The organism is Glycocaulis sp., from assembly GCF_052168375.1.
GTDB lineage: Bacteria > Pseudomonadota > Alphaproteobacteria > Caulobacterales > Maricaulaceae > Glycocaulis.
The window spans coordinates 1-15,887 of the sequence record NZ_JBQLZR010000171.1 but is presented as its reverse complement, the minus strand read 5'-3'; the positions used below and the strand labels follow the sequence as shown (position 1 = coordinate 15,887).

Sequence of the window (15,887 nt, the reverse complement as noted above, 5' to 3'; positions counted from 1 at the left end):
GCCATGTTGCCGGCGCCGAAGATACACAAGGCCGCCAGAACGCCTATGGCGGGCCATGGCAGCCATTCGGGCAATTCGCCTCCCCGCGGAACATAGCCGCCGGTCGAAACCGCAGAGAGTGCAAGGCTCAGCGCCTCGAACGTGCTCGCACCGGCGAATGCAAGTGCAATAAAGCCGATCACCGTCAGCGCGGAATAGACCGCGCCGAGGCGCAGAAGCGCGCGGCCCAGATTGGAAAAAAGATCACCGCTCTCGATCGTGAGAAGTGACGAGCGGCGAAGGCCTGCGCGGCGGTCATCGAGGCCCGCGAGCACGGTCACGGCGAGTACGAGCGTGGCCAGCCCGCCCAGCCATTGCAGCATGGATCGCCAGACTACCAGGCTGCGGGGCATCGAGTCTGGTTCTGTCAGGGTGGCGCCTGTTGTCGTGAGTGCAGAGACAGCTTCGAAGACCGCCTCGATCCAGCCATCAGACACCGCGCTGAAGGCCGGGGCCGCGATAAGCGGACCGGTGAGCCAGCCGAGAATGAGCAGGCGCAAGGCGGCAGGTGCGCTGACCCTCCGGTTCAGGCTGTGTGTGGCAGCAAGGCTGGCTCCGCCCAGAAAAACGCCTGTCAGGGCTGTCGTTCCAAGCCCCCGTGCAGCCTCCACTTCACCCAATGCGGTGGCATAGGCGGTAAATGGCACCGCGCACAAACCGATTGTCAGCCAGCTCCAGCCCAGGGCGCGAATTGTCCGGGGAGACGGCCGCATCGGATCAGAAATATTCCAGCGAGACGCGGAACATCTGTTCCACTTTCGGGACCGCGCCCTTCAGGGCGAAGACGATAATGCGGTCATTCGTTTCGATGGTGACGTTATCACGCCGGAAACAGACCTTCTCTCCGCGTACAAGTGCACAGACCGAGACATCCTCGGGCAGTTCCAGATCGCGCAAGGACTTGCCGATCAGGGGCGAGGTGGCGAGTGCCACGCCTTCCAGGGCCTCGGCCTGCCCATCCGCCAGTGTCTGCAGGCCGGTGATACGCCCGCGCCGGATATGCTGGAGAATGGTCGACACGGTAACGCCGCGCGGATCGATCATGATGTCGATGCCGAGCTCTTTGCGGACATCTTTCAGGCCCGGCTCGTTGACGAGGCAGAGCGTGCGCTGCGCACCCTCGCGTTTGGCCATGACAGCCGAGAGCAGGTTTACCTTGTCGTCATTGGTCAGGCAGATGGCGAGTTCGGCATCCTCCACCCCTGCTTCCCGCAGGAGCCGACGGTCGAGGCCGTCACCATGCAGCACAACCGTGCGCTGGAGATTATCGGCGGCCTGTTCGGCCTTGGTCTTGTCAGCTTCGATGATGCGTACCCGAACCCCGGCCATGCGTTCGAGGGCACGGGCGACATAAACGCCGATATTGCCGGCGCCAATAATGACAACACGCCGGGCGCGCTGAACCTGGTGGCCAAACACGTCGAGAACACGGGGAACATGCGGACCGGCGACGGCGACATAGGCGTCATCGCCTACGCTCAGCGGATCGCGTTCTTCCGGGATGAAAACCGAGTTTTCGCGGCGGACACCCACAACATCCATCCCCAGATCGGGAAACAGTTCGCGCAAATGGTCGCGATTGGTGCCTGCAATGGGAGAGCCTTCATCGACACGCAGCCCCAGCACTTGCAGCCGGTTATTGGCAAAGGGTGCGGTTGCGGAGGCGCCGGGCGTTTCCAGCCGCTGCAGTATGGACCGGCTCACCTCCAGCTCCGGCGAAATCGTCACATCGATCGGCAGGGCGCCGCGCGCAAACAGATCGCGCCAGGACTTGGCCAGATAGCTCTGTGCGCGCACACGGGCGATTTTCAGCGGCGTATCAAACAGCGAATGGGCGACCTGGCAGGCGACCATGTTGGTTTCGTCAGAATAGGTCACGGCGACAAGCAGATCGGCATCAGCGATACCGGCCCGCTCAAGCGTGTCGGGGTGAGAGCCGTGGCCCACTACGCCGCGCACATCGAGATCGGTCGTGACCCTGTCGATCAGGGTCTGTGACCAGTCGACCACGGTAACCGAATTGCCCTCGGCCGCGAGCTCACGCGCAATGCCGTAGCCGACCCGCCCTGCCCCGCAAACGACCGCCTTCATGCGCCATCACCCGAAGCAGTTGACGGCTCGTCACCGTCATCGTTTCGGTCGGTGCCGCCAACGCCGAGGCTCTTCAGCTTGCGATGGAGCGCCGAGCGTTCCATACCGATGAAAGAGGCGGTCCGCGAGATGTTGCCTCCAAACCGGCTGATCTGCGCCTTGAGGTATTCCCGTTCGAAATTCTCACGGGCATCGCGCAGAGGCAGCGCGATCATGCGCTCGGTGTCGAGACCGCCAGGGCCGGCATCGCGCCCGACAACCTCGGACGGCAGGGCATCAAGGGTGATCGCCTCTGCCGGATCACCGGTCGCCAGGATCAGAACACGCTCCACATTATTGCGAAGCTGGCGGACATTGCCCGGCCAGCTATGGGCCTGCAGGGCTGCCATGGCATCCGGGCCGATCTTGCGCGGCGTCAGGCCCGACATGGCGGTGAGCCTGTCGAGGAAATGGTTCACGAGTAGCGGGATGTCTTCGCGGCGTTCAGACAGCGGCGGGACATCAACCGGTACTACGGCAAGGCGGTGATAGAGGTCTTCCCGGAAACGCCCCTGACTGATCAAGGCGCGCAAGTCGCGCGAGGTTGACGAGAGTACGCGGACATTCACCTCGACATCGACGCCGCCGCCCAGACGACGGAAACGCTGCTCGACCAGCATGCGCAGGAGCTTGCCTTGCGTGGCCAGCGGCATGTCACCGACTTCATCGAGGAAGAGCGTGCCTCCATGGGCCTGCTCCAACAGGCCGACACGTTCCACGCCGCCATCGGCGCGTTCAGCGCCAAACAGCTCCTCCTCGACCCGGTCAGGGTTCATCATGGCTGAGCTGACAGGTACGAAATTGCCAGCCGCACGCGGCGAACGGGCATGGATAAGTCGGGCTATCAGCTCCTTGCCGGAGCCGGCGGGGCCATTTATCAGAACACGTGAGTTAGCTGCTGCAACCCGTTCAATAGTCTGGCGAAGCTGATTTGCGGCTGTAGATCTTCCGATCAGCTCGTTATGCATTTCGGTCCGGGCGCGCAGTTCGGCGACTTCGCGGCGCAACTGGCTCGCCTCCAGCGCCCGGGCAACCGTCAGCAAGAGCTTGTCGGACTTGAACGGCTTCTCGATGAAATCATAGGCACCCTTGCGGATCGCGGAAACGGCTGTCTCGATCGTGCCATGCCCAGAGATAACGATGACGGGAAGTCCCGGATCGGCCGCGCGTATCTCGTCCAGCAGCGCAATGCCGTCCAGGCGGCTGCCCTGCAGCCAGACATCAAGGATGGCCAGTGACGGCTTGCGTTGGCGAACGGCAGCCAGAGCCTCATCAGCATCGCCCGCATAGCGCGCCGTATAGCCCTCATCTTCGAGGAAACCGCCGATCAGTTCGCGGATATCGGCTTCATCATCAACGACCAGAATGTCGTGTGCCATGCCTCATGCCTCTCTGGACCTTGCGGCTTCATTCGCCGCGTTTGTCGTTTCAAGCAAGGGAAAGGCCAGGCGCACGACCGCGCCCGCTTGCCCATCCTTGCGTTCATCAAGTTCAAGGCGTCCGCCATGGTCTTCCATGACGCGCCGGACAATCGCGAGCCCCAGGCCCGTGCCCTTCTCGCGGGTTGTCATGTAGGGCTCGGTCAGGCGCGCCCGGTCGGCAAACGGCCAGCCAAGTCCGTTATCGACCACCTCGACGATGGCCGTATCATCTTCAATGCGAAGCGCCACGGCGACTTCGCCGCCCTGTTTGGTGCCGTCCGCATCCAGACGGGCGAGCACGCTCTCGCCGGCATTTTTCAGGATGTTGGCAAGCGCTTGTGCGGCGAGCCTGCTGTCGCACTCGACAATGACAGGGTGGCCGGGAAGCTCTAGCGGCACCTTGATGCCGGGCGACGCCACGCGCTGGGAGAATACTGCGCCCTCCACAACGCCCGAAAGGTCGGATGCCTCCATCTTGGGTGTCGGCATGCGGGCAAAGGCGGAGAACTCATCGACCATCCGGCCTATATCGCTGACCTGCCTCACAATGGTCTCAACGCACTTGTCGAACGTCTCGGCCTGTTCGTCAGGTATGCCGGAACGGTATTTGCGCCGGATGCGCTCTGCCGAAAGCTGGATGGGGGTGAGCGGGTTCTTGATCTCGTGGGCAATGCGACGCGCAACATCGCGCCAGGCGGCGTTGCGCTGGGCAGAGACCAGCCTCGTGACATCATCAAACGTGATGACCAGTTCGCCCTCATCATCGGTGGAAGCACGCACATTTAGGTTCAGCAGTGCGCCGTCCGCGCCGGGAATGTCGATCTGGCGCTCGATCAGCACGGCGCGGGAGCGGCGCGCCTCCTCGACAATCGGAGCAAACATGCCAAGCACGCTGGCCACGGGAAGGCCGGTCATCTCTGCGGCATCGACGTCCAGCAAGGTAGCCGCAGACCGGTTGACCAGTGTAATGCGGTTTTCCGGATCGAGGCCGATCACGCCTGCGCTGACGCCGGTCAGCACTGCTTCGATGAAGTTTCGGCGGCTTTCCGATTCCGCGTTCGCTTCCAGAAGCGCGCGGCGCTGGCTGCGAAGCTGGCGCGTCATCCGGTTAAAGGCGCGCCCAAGGGCGGAGATCTCGTCATCGTCACGCTGAACCAGCACCCTTGCGTCCAGATCTCCGCGACGCACGCGCTCAGCCGCGCCGACCAGACGGGCAACGGGCGCAACGACTCGCGTCGCCGCACTCAAGGCCAGCCAGAGCGCACCGACAAGGATCAGGGCAACTGCCGCGAAATAGACGAAGATAAAGACGCGCCGCATCCCCTCCTCGCGTGCAACCGCCTGGCGGTAGGAAGCGGTGGCTTCCTCTGCGGCGGTGAGCACGCCGAGATCGACATACCAAACGACATAGAGATAGGCGTCTTCATAGGCCGGCAGGTCCATGAGAAGGCGGACGAAAGCCGGGCCGTCCTCGCGTTGTGTGGGGTCACTGACACCGATATCGCGGGACTCGGCGAACTCGAACATCAGGCGCGATGGCGCGACATAGGGCGGGGAACCTGGCGCTTCGGCGCGGGCTAGCACAGTCGATTGGCTGTCGATGACATAGGCGGCGGCAAAATTACGCCCGATGGCCTGGTTTCGCAGATACTGGGTGTAATCGATCCGGCTTTCGGTCATGGCAGCGACCGGTTCGGGATAGGAAAGATCCCCCGCCATACTGACAAGCTGAAGCTGGGCCAGGTTCAGTTCCAGAGGAGCTTGCGCCCGGCCAACTTCCGCCATCGTTTCGACCAGCGTCGTTACCCGTTCCCCGAACCAGAACTCGACGCCCCGTCCGAGGACCAGCGCCAGAAGAAGCGCCATAAGGATCGAAGGGGCGACAGCGGCGAGAGCAAACAGTGCCATGAAGCGCATGTGCAGGCGCGGCGCCGGAGTGCCGAACCGGCGCCCGAGGAAGATGCGGGCCGCCCGCACGCCCACCGCACCCGCGAGCGCGGCGATGATCAGCGATGATATCGTCAGCAGCGTGTAGAAAAGCGGACCCAGGCTGCCAATGGCACCCTGCTCGGAAACTGCGAGGACCGCGCACGCGACAACACCGGCAGCAGCAACGAGAAAGCCCGCTGCAAACAGCGACATGCGTAGTGACTGAACGCTTTGTGTTAGCCAGGAAGGCAAGTCTGGTGCGCCTGTGCTGAATTCGCCCCGTCGTGCATCGTGGACCGAGTGTGGCGAAATTTCAACGCCCAGTGTTGCGCTTATTCATCACCCCCACCGTCCATGCCCAAGGCGGCAAGCCGGCGGGCCAGCGTGTTACGGTTAAGTCCCAGAAACTGCGCGGCATCCCGGCGCACGCCGCCGCAATGAGCGAGCACGGTTTCGATCATCGCGCGGTCGACAATTGAGCCCGTATCGTTGGCAATTTCCTGGCTGTTTTCGCTTAAGCGCGACGCAACGAAGGCCCTGACCGCTTCTTCAAGCGCCGTCTGTGTTCCTGGCGTTACCGGCGCCCCCAAGGCTTCCTGCAAGGCGGCAAGACCCAGCATCCCGCGGTCGCCCTGAACCGCGAGGCGGGCAGCGGTTCGCTCAAGTTCCGCCACTTCCCCCGGCCAGGGATAGGCGTTGATGAAGCTGGCGGCATCGCGCGCGAGCGAAAAATCGCTGCGCCCGTGCTTTTTCAGAAAGTGCTCGAAAAGACGCAGGCGGTCATCGCCTCGGGTCCGCAAGGGCGGCATTTCGACATGGCCGACGGCAATTCTCTCGAATAATGCCGGGACAAGGGATTGCCGGACACTCGCAAGAGCCGTCACGTAAAGCCGGGTATCCCCAAGAGTAGTGAGTTGTTCCAGCACCAGGTCCTGGACCCCTGCGTCCCAGCGCTCGGCCCTGCGCAGCAGCAAGCCGCCGCCTCGCGCCTCGGAAAACACGTCCGGCCCTTCGCGCCGAAGCCGGTCCGGGCCAGCCTCTACAAGCGCCTTGCCCGGCTTGCCGGCCCGATGCAGCGTGCGCGCAGCGCTGGCCCTGCCCGATCCATCCGGACCCGTGAAGAGCACAGGCGCGCCTGTCTGAGAGAGCCGGGCCAGCACCCGGAAAGCGGTCTGCATGGCCGGTGACTGGCCGACAAGATCGGGGAAAGGATTGGTGCCGGAGCGCTGTTGCCCGGTCCGCTCGCCGGTCGCCAGTGCACGGCTGACCGCTTCGACGAGGTCATCAAGATCAAAGGGCTTGGGCAAATACTCATAGGCACCGCCCCGAACCGCCTGAATGGCCGTGGCAGCCGTTGTCTGGGCACTGATGACCAGCACCGGTGCATCGGGGCGGATATGCTGGAGCTCCTCAAGACGATCCAGGAAGTTCTCATCGCCCAGCAGCACGTCGGCCACCAGCAGGTCGGCATCACGCCGCCCCATGCGTTCAATGGCCGAGGCAGGCGAGGCCGTGGCCCGCACATCGAAACCGGCGCGCGTCAAGGCGCGCGAGATCACGAGACGCAATGTCTCGTCATCTTCCAGAACGAGCACACGCCGCCCGGCCGGGTTTTCCTGGTTCATGCCCCCTCCTCGCGCAGATATATGCGAAACACCGTCCGGCCTGGACGGCTTTCAAATTCGAGACCGCCGCCATGCAGTTCGGCAATGCGCGAGACCAATGCCAAGCCCAGCCCCTCGCCCGCCGGTTTGCCGGTAACGAAAGGCGAAAAGATGGACTCGCCGAGTTCCTCCGGCACGCCGGGGCCGTTGTCGGCTATGTCGACCTGAAGGCGCGCATCCGGTGCCACGCCGCCGGGCCGGGACATCCGATAGCGGGTCGTCACCTCTATCTGGCCGGACGTTTGCCCGGCGAGCGCCTCGGCAGCGTTTACAAGCAAGTTCAGGACTGCCTGCAGCACCAGATCACGATCACCGAAGGCATCGGGCAAGGACGGATCGTAATCCTCAGTCAGCGCAATACCCTTGCCGCTCGCAGCCGACATCGAGCGAAGCGCTTCGCTGACGACCTCGTTCAGGCTGAAGGGTGCAGAAGGCTGCGGGGCGATATCGCCGACCTTGCTCCAGCGCTCTGCAATGCGCAGCGCCCGGTCGAGCTCGGCCATGATGAGCGTCGCCATTTCTGCGGTTTCAGCATCATTTGAGGACGCGATAAGCTGGGCAGCACCGCGCGCGCCAGCCATCGGGTTTTTCAATTCGTGTGACAGCATGCGCCCAAAACCGGCAGCAGCATTCGCGGCGCGGTCACCGCGGGCCACCCCGCCAGCTTCCGGCCAGAGGCGGATGGCAATACAGGCGCCGTCGCCAAGGGGGGCCGCATCAATGGCGGCGCGCCTTGTATCGGAGAGCAAATCTATGCGCACATCATGCGCGAAGACGGCCCGTTCCTCGGCCATGGCCCGACGGGCGACATTCAGCGCTGCCTGCCCCCAAGGTCCCAGCGAGCCCAGCATCTCGCCTTCCAGACGGCGCGCAGAACGTTCAAGGATCGCTTCAGCGGCGGCATTTACATACGTCACCATCCCGTTTGCGTCCGTCAGCAGCACGGCGCTGGGCAGCAGATCGGCAATCTGCGCCGTGGACGGTTCAGGCTGGCTCATGCCGCGCTTCGCACCGGGGAAGCCGATTTGAGGCGCTCCAGTGCGGCAGCTGCGGCGCTCACGCTTGTTGCCTTGCACAGCAGTCCTCGCCAGTGGCGGGCCTCGTCCGGACAGTCAAAGAGGTGATCGACAAAACCGGCATAGTGTTTGCGCATGCAGCGCACGCCCAGAATTTCGCCATGCAGGCTGGCGCTGTCGCCGGTTGCCACCAGCAGTGCTTCAACGGCGGTTGCGATATCGGGTTCGCGCTCCTCACCGCCCTCCAGCAAGGCGCGGCCAATCGCGCCCGGCAGCCATGGCCGGCCGGTGGCAGCCCGTCCCACCATGACCGCATCGGCGCCTGATTGCGCCAAGGCGCGGCGCGCGTCTGCAGCGTTCGTGATGTCTCCGTTGACCACCACCGGGATCGATACGGCAGCCTTCACCGGCGCGACGGCGGCCCAGTCCGCCGTTCCGGTATAAAATTGCTGGCGGGTACGGCCATGCACGGTGACCATGGCGATGCCGGCATTTTCGGCCCGCCTGGCAAGATCTGGGGCATTGATGGTTTCGTGATCCCAGCCCAGGCGCATCTTGAGCGTTACCGGAACCGGCGAGGCTTTCACCGTCGCCTCGATCAGTTCCAGCGCATGATCGAGATCGCGCATCAGCGCCGAACCAGATAGCCCGCGCGTAACCTGACGGGCCGGACAGCCCATATTGATGTCGATGATTTCAGCCCCGGCATCGGCGGCGATGCGCGCACCGACATCCATCCATTTGGCTTCACGCCCTGCAAGCTGGATCACGCGTGGCGCAACATCGGCGTCGCCGGCCATGCGGCGGACAACGTCCGCACGGCCCTGGGCCAGCGTCTCGCACGCGACCATTTCGGATACGACAAGCCCTGCACCGAACGCCTTGGCCTGCTTGCGGATAGCATAGTCTGTCACGCCCGACATGGGCGCGAGCAGGCACGGCACATCGACACGCACTGCGCCGATGGAAAATCCGGCCGGAACGGCATTATGTGACACAACTGTCATGGGGGAGCAGATACCCCGTATGGACCCGCACCGCCAGACGCCGTATCGGTGTGTGCCCGGTTTTGGTGCCAGAGTGCTGCACGAAAGAGACCTGATGACGCCATTCAGTGCATGCATTGTCGCCGCTGGCAGCGGAACGCGCGCCGGCAGCGCAATCCCCAAACAGTTCACCATCGTTGCAGGCAAGCCGCTACTGCGCTGGTCGGCCGAGGCGTTCGCCCGGCATCCAATGTGCGCCGAGATCCTGATAGCCATTCCAGCTGGCGAGCGGGAACGGGCAGAGGCCGCGCTGGCTGGTATAGAAGCAACTCTCGTAGAAGGCGGCGCCACGCGGACACTGTCAGTACGTCGATGCGTCGAAGCGGCAACGCAGGCGCGGGTCATGGTCCATGATGCGGCCCGCCCTGCCCTGTCGGCAACTCTCATCGACCAGTTGCTGGCGGCACTGGAATCGGCGGCGGGTGCCGCGCCTGCCTTGCCAGTTCCCGACGCGCTCGCACGAAAAACTTCAAATGGTGTCGAAGCAGTTGATCGTGAAGGCCTTTACCGGGTCCAGACACCACAAGCCTTTCACCGCGATGAACTTCTGTACGCGTTCGAGGCGGGCGCAGACACCCCGTATCCCGATGAGGTATCATTGGCGCGCGCGGCCGGACTGGCTGTGACCCTGGTTGATGGCGACGAGGCAGCTTTCAAGGTGACATATCCTGACGACTTTGCGAGGGCGGAGGCCGCTCTGGGCGGCATATCTGCCGGTTTGCCGGTCATGGGAACCGGTTATGACGTGCACAGGCTCAGCGCCGGAACGGGCCTGCATCTGTGCGGTGTCTTCATCCCGTGCGACCTCGCCCTCGTCGGCCATTCCGATGCCGATGTCGGCCTGCATGCTCTGACCGATGCGGTTCTGGGTGCGGCGGGGGCCGGCGATATCGGACTGCACTTTCCGCCGAGCGATGAACGCTGGCGCGGCGCCGACAGCGCACAGTTCCTAATACATGCCTTGCACCTTGCCCGCGAAGCAGGCATCCGGCCCGTTCATGCCGATATCACGCTGATCTGCGAACGCCCGAAAATCGGCCCGGTACGCGATGCGATGCGTGCCCGTGTGTCTGAGCTCACAGGGCTTCCCCTAGCGCGGGTCAACATAAAGGCGACGACGACCGAAAAGCTCGGCTTCACCGGACGGGGTGAAGGCATTGCCGCTCAGGCCGCCTTTACAGGGGTGCTGGCATGACCACCCTGCCCTCGACACTGGCTGGTGCCGCATCACGGCTGGTGGAACTCGCACGCAAAAAGGGCGTCAGCCTTGCCTGCGCGGAAAGCTGCACGGGCGGTCTGGTGGCTGCCGCGATCACCGAGGTGCCGGGAAGCTCAGCGGTTCTGGAGCGTGGTTTTGTCACCTATTCCAACGCTGCCAAGGCCGAGAGCCTCGGCGTGCCGGTGACTCTGATTGCCCGCCACGGCGCCGTGAGCGAAGAGGTTGCCTGCTCCATGGCAGAGGGCGCGCTTTTCCATTCCCATGCAGAAATCGCTGTCGCGATTACGGGTATTGCCGGCCCGGATGGTGGCAGCGAAGAAAAGCCCGTTGGCCTGGTCTGGTTTGCCCTTGCGCGACGGGGCGGCGCCACGCTGACAGAGCACCATGTCTTCACAGGCCTGAACCGGCACGGCGTGCGCGAAGCGGCAGCGCTGGAGGCGCTACGCCTTCTGACCGAGGCCGCCAGCTGATCCAACCTTGGGATAGCGCCGGGCGGCCTCTTCGCGGAAGCGCTCGACCAGATATCGGATGGCGCGTGAGCGGCTGGCGTCCATCAGGGCGTTGAGGACCGGATTGCGGAACCGGTAGCGGATCCAGAAATCGACCCGCGTTGAGCCATCAGGCAGCTCACCAAAGCGCCATTCATTGGCAAGATCGTGGAACGGGCCAGACAGATAGGCGACGCGGATCACTCGCTCAGGCTTGTCGAGTTGTACCCTTGTCGTGAACGACTCGCGGACAAAGCGGAACTGGACGCGTGCCTCGGCATCCAGCTCCCCCACGCCTTCGCTTACATCTTCACGAAGAACGCGCAAAGCGCTGATAAGCGGAATGAACTGGGGATAGGACCGCACGTCGCTGACGAGCGCAAACAGATCATCCGGCGCATAGGACAGGTGCAGGCTTTCGCGATGTTCCGACGTCATGAGGCGCCTCGCGGCTTCAGGCCTTGCGGCCCGCTTTGAGGCTCGCTTCGCGGGCATCGCGGAGCCGCGCGAAATCCTCTCCCGCATGATAGCTAGAGCGGGTCAGCGGCGATGCGGACACCATCAGGAAGCCTTTTGCCCGGGCGATTGTCTCATACCCCTTGAACTCGTCCGGTGTCACGAAGCGGTCGACAGCCGCGTGCTTGCGCGTCGGCTGCAGGTATTGGCCGATGGTGAGGAAGTCGATGCCGGCCGAGCGCATATCGTCCATGACCTGCATGACCTCTTCGCGGGTCTCGCCAAGACCAACCATGATGCCCGACTTCGTGAATTGCGAAGGATCACGTTCTTTCACCCGTTCCAGCAGGCGCAGGGAATGGTAATAGCGCGCGCCGGGACGGATCGAGAGATAGAGCCGCGGGACCGTTTCCAGATTGTGATTGAACACGTCAGGGCGAGCATCGATCACGACTTCCGCCGCGCCCGGCTTCCTGAGGAAGTCCGGAGTCAGAATTTCTATCGTGGTGTTCGGGTTCAGGTCGCGGATGGCACGGATGGTCTGCGCAAAGTGCTCCGCACCGCCATCCTTGAGGTCATCGCGGTCCACCGACGTGATGACCACGTGTTCGAGGCCCATCGTCGCGGTTGCTTCGGCAACACGGCGCGGCTCGTCAGTGTCGAGCGCGGACGGCATGCCGGTCTTTACATTGCAGAAGCTGCAGGCGCGCGTGCAGGTATCGCCCATGATCATGAAGGTGGCGTGCTTTTGCGCCCAGCATTCACCGATATTGGGGCAACCCGCCTCTTCACAGACCGTAACGAGATTGTTCTCGCGTACGACTTTGCGGGTCTCCGAGAACACGCCGCCCGCAGGCGCCTTGACGCGGATCCATTCCGGCTTTCGCAAGACGGGCGTATCCGGCCGCTTCTGCTTTTCCGGATGGCGCTCTGCGCGTTGCTGCTGGCGGGTATCAAACAGTGTTGTCATGGGGCGAACATGGCGCGCAAAGCGGCCCGGTTCAAGCGCTGTGAACCGGGCCGCTGTGCAAGGCTCTTATGCAGGGATGGGGCTAGATCGCGTCGCCTGCAATCCGCTCTGCCGCGACAAGGCGGGGATTGCGGTTGAACAGGGCCAGCGTCCAGGCACCCAGCCCGATGAAGAACACGATCGAACCGATCAGGAAGCCCAGCACTGGAACCACACCCAGCGCACCGATCACCGCCAGCACAAGGAAGAGCGACAGGATGCGCATGCCCAGCCCGATACCATTGCCCGACCGGTTGAAGATCAGGTCGCCCAGCACCACCGCGCCGAAGGCATAGGCCAGCACCATGATGAACGGGAAGGCGAAGAGCAGGATGATGCCGAGCGGAATACCGATGACAGTGATCGCCAGGAAGACGAAGACTGCGACCAGCAGGATCGGAAGGAAGGCGGCCAGGACGAGGCCCAGCAGGCCTGCAGCCCAGGGACGCGAGCGGAAATGGTCCGTGATACCCGACACGGCACGCGGCGAGATCAGGCAGGCGAGCATGCCCAGAACGAAGGCGGCAATACCCATGGCTGTGCCAAAGGCCCACGCAGGCGGGCCGAAATCGGACACGCGCGGACCGGCATGGACGCGGGCACCATTACCTTCGGTGAACGCTGCTTCCTCATAGCTGGTCTCGCCGAGGATTTCAGCGCCTTCGGCAATCGTGGGAGCGTTCGGGCCGCGGACCCGCAGGTCGCCCGCGATCTGGGCGCCAGGCAGAACTTCAACATTCTCCGCGTGAAGCTCCACATCACCGGCGATAGTGCCGTCGATGATGACCGTGCGGGCACGCCCCTTCAGGCGGCCTTGCGCCGTACCGGACATGCGGATTTCACTGCCTGCGAGGTCCAGATTGCCGCCGACCGAGCCATTCTCGTCGATGACGATGAGAGCGCCGCCGACAGCCAGATTGTTACCGATCCGGCCGCTGATGCGGATATCTGCACCCGCAAGGTCAGCGGATCCGGCCACATCTGAGAGGACCGAGATATTCGCACCGGCAATCGAGACATCCTGGCCAACCGTACCGCGGATGGTGATGTCACCGGCTGCGAGCTGGATGCTGCCGCCGACATCGGCGGTGATGTCCACATTACCTGCAAGGCCGCTGATATCGCCGCCGACCCGGCCGCGAAGCGTGACATCACCTGCAAGGAACTGGGCTGACCGGTCCTGGTCGAGGTCGAGATTGAGGTCTCCGCCGATATACTGGGCGTGAGCCGGCGCAGCGGCAAGCATCAGGCCGGCCAGCATGCCGAGGGAGGCAAAACGCGCTATCCAATTGCGAAACATGGGTTCAAGCCTTTCATTGAGGGCTCAGAAACTGTGAGGGGCTGGCCACTAGCGGCGGCAGCGTTCGTCACCACGGGGCGTGTATTCAAGCTGCGGTGCAGCGCCCTCTCCGGCGAAACTGACAGGCTCGAGAGCGCGAACGCTCAGCGGGCCGGTTACGCTGCCGGAAATCACCACACGCCGGGCGCAGATCGTGCCGCCCGACACTTCGCCGGTGATTTCGACGAGACCGTCCTCGTGATCGCGCCAGCGGCGGCCTTCATCAGCATAGATGTCGACGCCGCCTGCCACCGAACCGCCGATATGGGCGGTGCGGACATTGGCGTAAAGAAGCCCGCCAAGCTCGCCATCGGTTTCGAGTTCGGCCGCATTCAGGCGGACATCGCCAACAACGCGGGTGTTATCCGTAAGGCTGATATCGGCGCCATTGGCTGTAAGGCTGCCAAGCTGGCCATTGAAACGAGCGTCGGCAAAACTTCCGTCGACGTCTCCGTCAACATTGCCCTCAAGGCGAAGGTCCGCGCCGCGAACCCGCAGGTTTCCCGCGATATTGCCGCGGATCGTGATATCCGCGCCCGTGATCTCGGCATCGCCGAAAACCGAACCGGCCAGACGCACGTCCGCGCCGGTTGCGTCCAGCGAGCCGATTGAAATATCGCGAAGGGAGATGTCAGCGCCGGTAACATCAAGCTGACCGCCGACACGGCCGGACAGCGAGATGTCGGCGCCGGTCAGGCGTGCATTTCCATCTTCGTTGAGCGCAAGGCGGATATCCCCGCCTGTGATGCGGGTGCCGTCCTGTGCAGAGGTGGTAGCCGCAAGCGGAACCGGCGCACAGGCAATGAGAATGACCGCCGTTGCGGTGACGGTAGAGAGGAGGAGACGGTTTTTCATTTTTCTTACCTCTTATGATGAGGGACCAACCATATCGAAACTCGATAACATATCGAAACTCGATATGGAAGGATTTTTTTCGAAAAACGATAAATTTTTGCCGTCTGTCGTTAAACCGTGAGGGAAATTGCGGGGTTGCAGAGTGTTTTTTGGCTTCTGGTAGTGCACGCGCAAGCGCGAGCCGATCGTGCCAAAGGCCCCTGCCCCCCGCATTGTGCCGTGGCATGCCGGACCGGCCTTCCGGCCAGCGCCAGAAGGCCAAGTCCGGATTTGCAATGGTTCTAGTAGTGCAGCGCCCGTCCGTAGGCGTCGAGGACGCTTTCGTGCATCATTTCCGACAGGGTCGGATGTGCGAACACGGTATGCATGAGTTCGGCTTCGGTCGTTTCCAGCTGGCGCGCGACGACATAGCCCTGGATCAGTTCGGTCACTTCCGCGCCGATCATGTGGGCGCCGAGTAGCTCGCCGGTCTTCTTGTCGAATATCGTCTTTATAAGCCCCTGATCCTCTCCCAGCGCAATCGCCTTGCCGTTGCCGACAAAGGGGAAGCGGCCGACGCGGACCTCGTGACCACCTTCCTTCGCCTTGGCTTCAGTCAGACCGACCGAGGCAATCTGGGGATGGCAATAGGTGCAGCCTGGAATATTGGACTTGTCCATCGGATGGACATCAAGCCCGGCGATCTTCTCAACGCAGATGACGCCTTCATGGCTGGCCTTGTGGGCAAGCCAGGGCGCGCCCGTCACGTCTCCGATTGCGTAAAGGCCGGCAACTCCGGTTGCGCCATACCCGTCAGCGACGACATGACCGCGCTCGATCTTTGCTCCGAGGGCTTCAAGGCCCAGATTCTCGACATTGCCGGTAATGCCGATGGCGAGAATCACCTTCTCCACCTCGACCGTTTCGGACTTGCCGCCGGCCTTGATGGAGGCTTTCGCGCCACTACCGGTCTTTTCCAGCTTTTCCACCTGCGCGCCGGTGAGGATTTTCAGGCCCTGCTTTTCAAAGCTCTTGCGGGCGTGCTGGCTGATTTCCTCATCCTCGGCCGGGAGGATGCGGTCGACCATCTCCACCACGGTCACTTTCGACCCGAGTGTCGAGTAGAAGCTCGCAAACTCCATCCCGATGGCGCCAGAGCCGATGACAAGGATGGATTTGGGCAGCCCGTCAGGGACCATGGCTTCCTTGTAGGTCCAGATGGTCTTGCCATCAGGTTCCAGCCCGGCCGCCGGAATGGTGCGCGCGCGGGCACCTGTGGCGAGGATGACGTGCTTCG

The 15,887-nt window shown here is 63.2% G+C and carries 14 protein-coding genes; 2 read left to right on the top strand and 12 right to left on the bottom strand.

The window, feature by feature from the left end; all coding sequences use genetic code 11:
• The 7 genes from ACTS2Z_RS06905 to dusB all read right to left on the bottom strand — a co-directional run.
• On the bottom strand, window positions 1–752 hold a 752-nt coding region (locus ACTS2Z_RS06905), incomplete at its 3' end, for a potassium transporter TrkG (protein ID WP_442572487.1).
• 4 nt (window positions 753–756) lie between these two features.
• Entirely contained in the window at window positions 757–2,130 is a 1,374-nt protein-coding gene (gene trkA, locus ACTS2Z_RS06900) for a Trk system potassium transporter TrkA (RefSeq protein ID WP_442572486.1), read from the bottom strand.
• Window positions 2,127–3,548 carry a nitrogen assimilation response regulator NtrX gene (ntrX, locus tag ACTS2Z_RS06895; RefSeq protein ID WP_442572485.1) on the bottom strand — a complete coding sequence of 474 codons (1,422 nt, stop codon included), beginning with the start codon at window positions 3,546–3,548 and terminating at the stop codon, window positions 2,127–2,129. The genes trkA and ntrX overlap by 4 nt, the downstream gene beginning before the upstream one ends.
• A 3-nt stretch (window positions 3,549–3,551) precedes the next feature.
• The gene (locus ACTS2Z_RS06890) at window positions 3,552–5,732 is read right to left on the bottom strand and encodes an ATP-binding protein (RefSeq protein ID WP_442572484.1); all 2,181 of its coding nucleotides are present in this window, start codon (window positions 5,730–5,732) and stop codon (window positions 3,552–3,554) included.
• 119 nt (window positions 5,733–5,851) lie between these two features.
• Window positions 5,852–7,144 (bottom strand): response regulator, encoded by a 1,293-nt coding sequence (locus ACTS2Z_RS06885; RefSeq protein WP_442572483.1) that lies wholly within the window; start codon window positions 7,142–7,144, stop codon window positions 5,852–5,854.
• Window positions 7,141–8,181, bottom strand: coding sequence for a two-component system sensor histidine kinase NtrB (locus tag ACTS2Z_RS06880; RefSeq protein ID WP_442572482.1), 1,041 nt, complete (start codon window positions 8,179–8,181; stop codon window positions 7,141–7,143). Before ACTS2Z_RS06880 ends, ACTS2Z_RS06885 begins: the two co-directional genes overlap by 4 nt.
• Window positions 8,178–9,206 (bottom strand): tRNA dihydrouridine synthase DusB, encoded by a 1,029-nt coding sequence (gene dusB, locus ACTS2Z_RS06875; protein ID WP_442572481.1) that lies wholly within the window; start codon window positions 9,204–9,206, stop codon window positions 8,178–8,180. The genes ACTS2Z_RS06880 and dusB overlap by 4 nt, the downstream gene beginning before the upstream one ends.
• A 94-nt stretch (window positions 9,207–9,300) precedes the next feature.
• On the opposite strand from dusB, the gene ispD reads away from it, so the two are divergent.
• Together ispD and ACTS2Z_RS06865 are read left to right on the top strand one after the other, a co-directional pair.
• Window positions 9,301–10,440, top strand: coding sequence for a 2-C-methyl-D-erythritol 4-phosphate cytidylyltransferase (gene ispD, locus ACTS2Z_RS06870; RefSeq protein ID WP_442572480.1), 1,140 nt, complete (start codon window positions 9,301–9,303; stop codon window positions 10,438–10,440).
• A complete protein-coding gene (locus ACTS2Z_RS06865; protein ID WP_442572479.1) occupies window positions 10,437–10,934 on the top strand; it encodes a CinA family protein in 498 nt (165 codons plus the stop codon). Before ispD ends, ACTS2Z_RS06865 begins: the two co-directional genes overlap by 4 nt.
• Here the strand turns inward: ACTS2Z_RS06865 and ACTS2Z_RS06860 are convergent.
• The 5 genes from ACTS2Z_RS06860 to ACTS2Z_RS06840 all read right to left on the bottom strand — a co-directional run.
• A complete protein-coding gene (locus ACTS2Z_RS06860; protein ID WP_442572478.1) occupies window positions 10,905–11,390 on the bottom strand; it encodes a type II toxin-antitoxin system RatA family toxin in 486 nt (161 codons plus the stop codon). The genes ACTS2Z_RS06865 and ACTS2Z_RS06860 overlap by 30 nt on opposite strands.
• Before the next feature lie 16 nt (window positions 11,391–11,406).
• A complete protein-coding gene (gene lipA / locus ACTS2Z_RS06855; RefSeq protein ID WP_442572477.1) occupies window positions 11,407–12,378 on the bottom strand; it encodes a lipoyl synthase in 972 nt (323 codons plus the stop codon).
• A gap of 82 nt (window positions 12,379–12,460) precedes the next feature.
• Window positions 12,461–13,717, bottom strand: a complete 1,257-nt coding sequence (locus ACTS2Z_RS06850; protein WP_442572476.1) for a hypothetical protein — start codon at window positions 13,715–13,717, stop codon at window positions 12,461–12,463.
• A 48-nt stretch (window positions 13,718–13,765) separates the two neighbouring features.
• On the bottom strand, window positions 13,766–14,611 hold the full coding sequence (locus tag ACTS2Z_RS06845; protein ID WP_442572475.1) for a hypothetical protein: 846 nt from the start codon (window positions 14,609–14,611) through the stop codon (window positions 13,766–13,768).
• Between the two features lie 281 nt (window positions 14,612–14,892).
• Window positions 14,893–15,887: dihydrolipoyl dehydrogenase (locus tag ACTS2Z_RS06840; RefSeq protein WP_442572474.1), on the bottom strand; the 995-nt coding region annotated here is incomplete at its 5' end.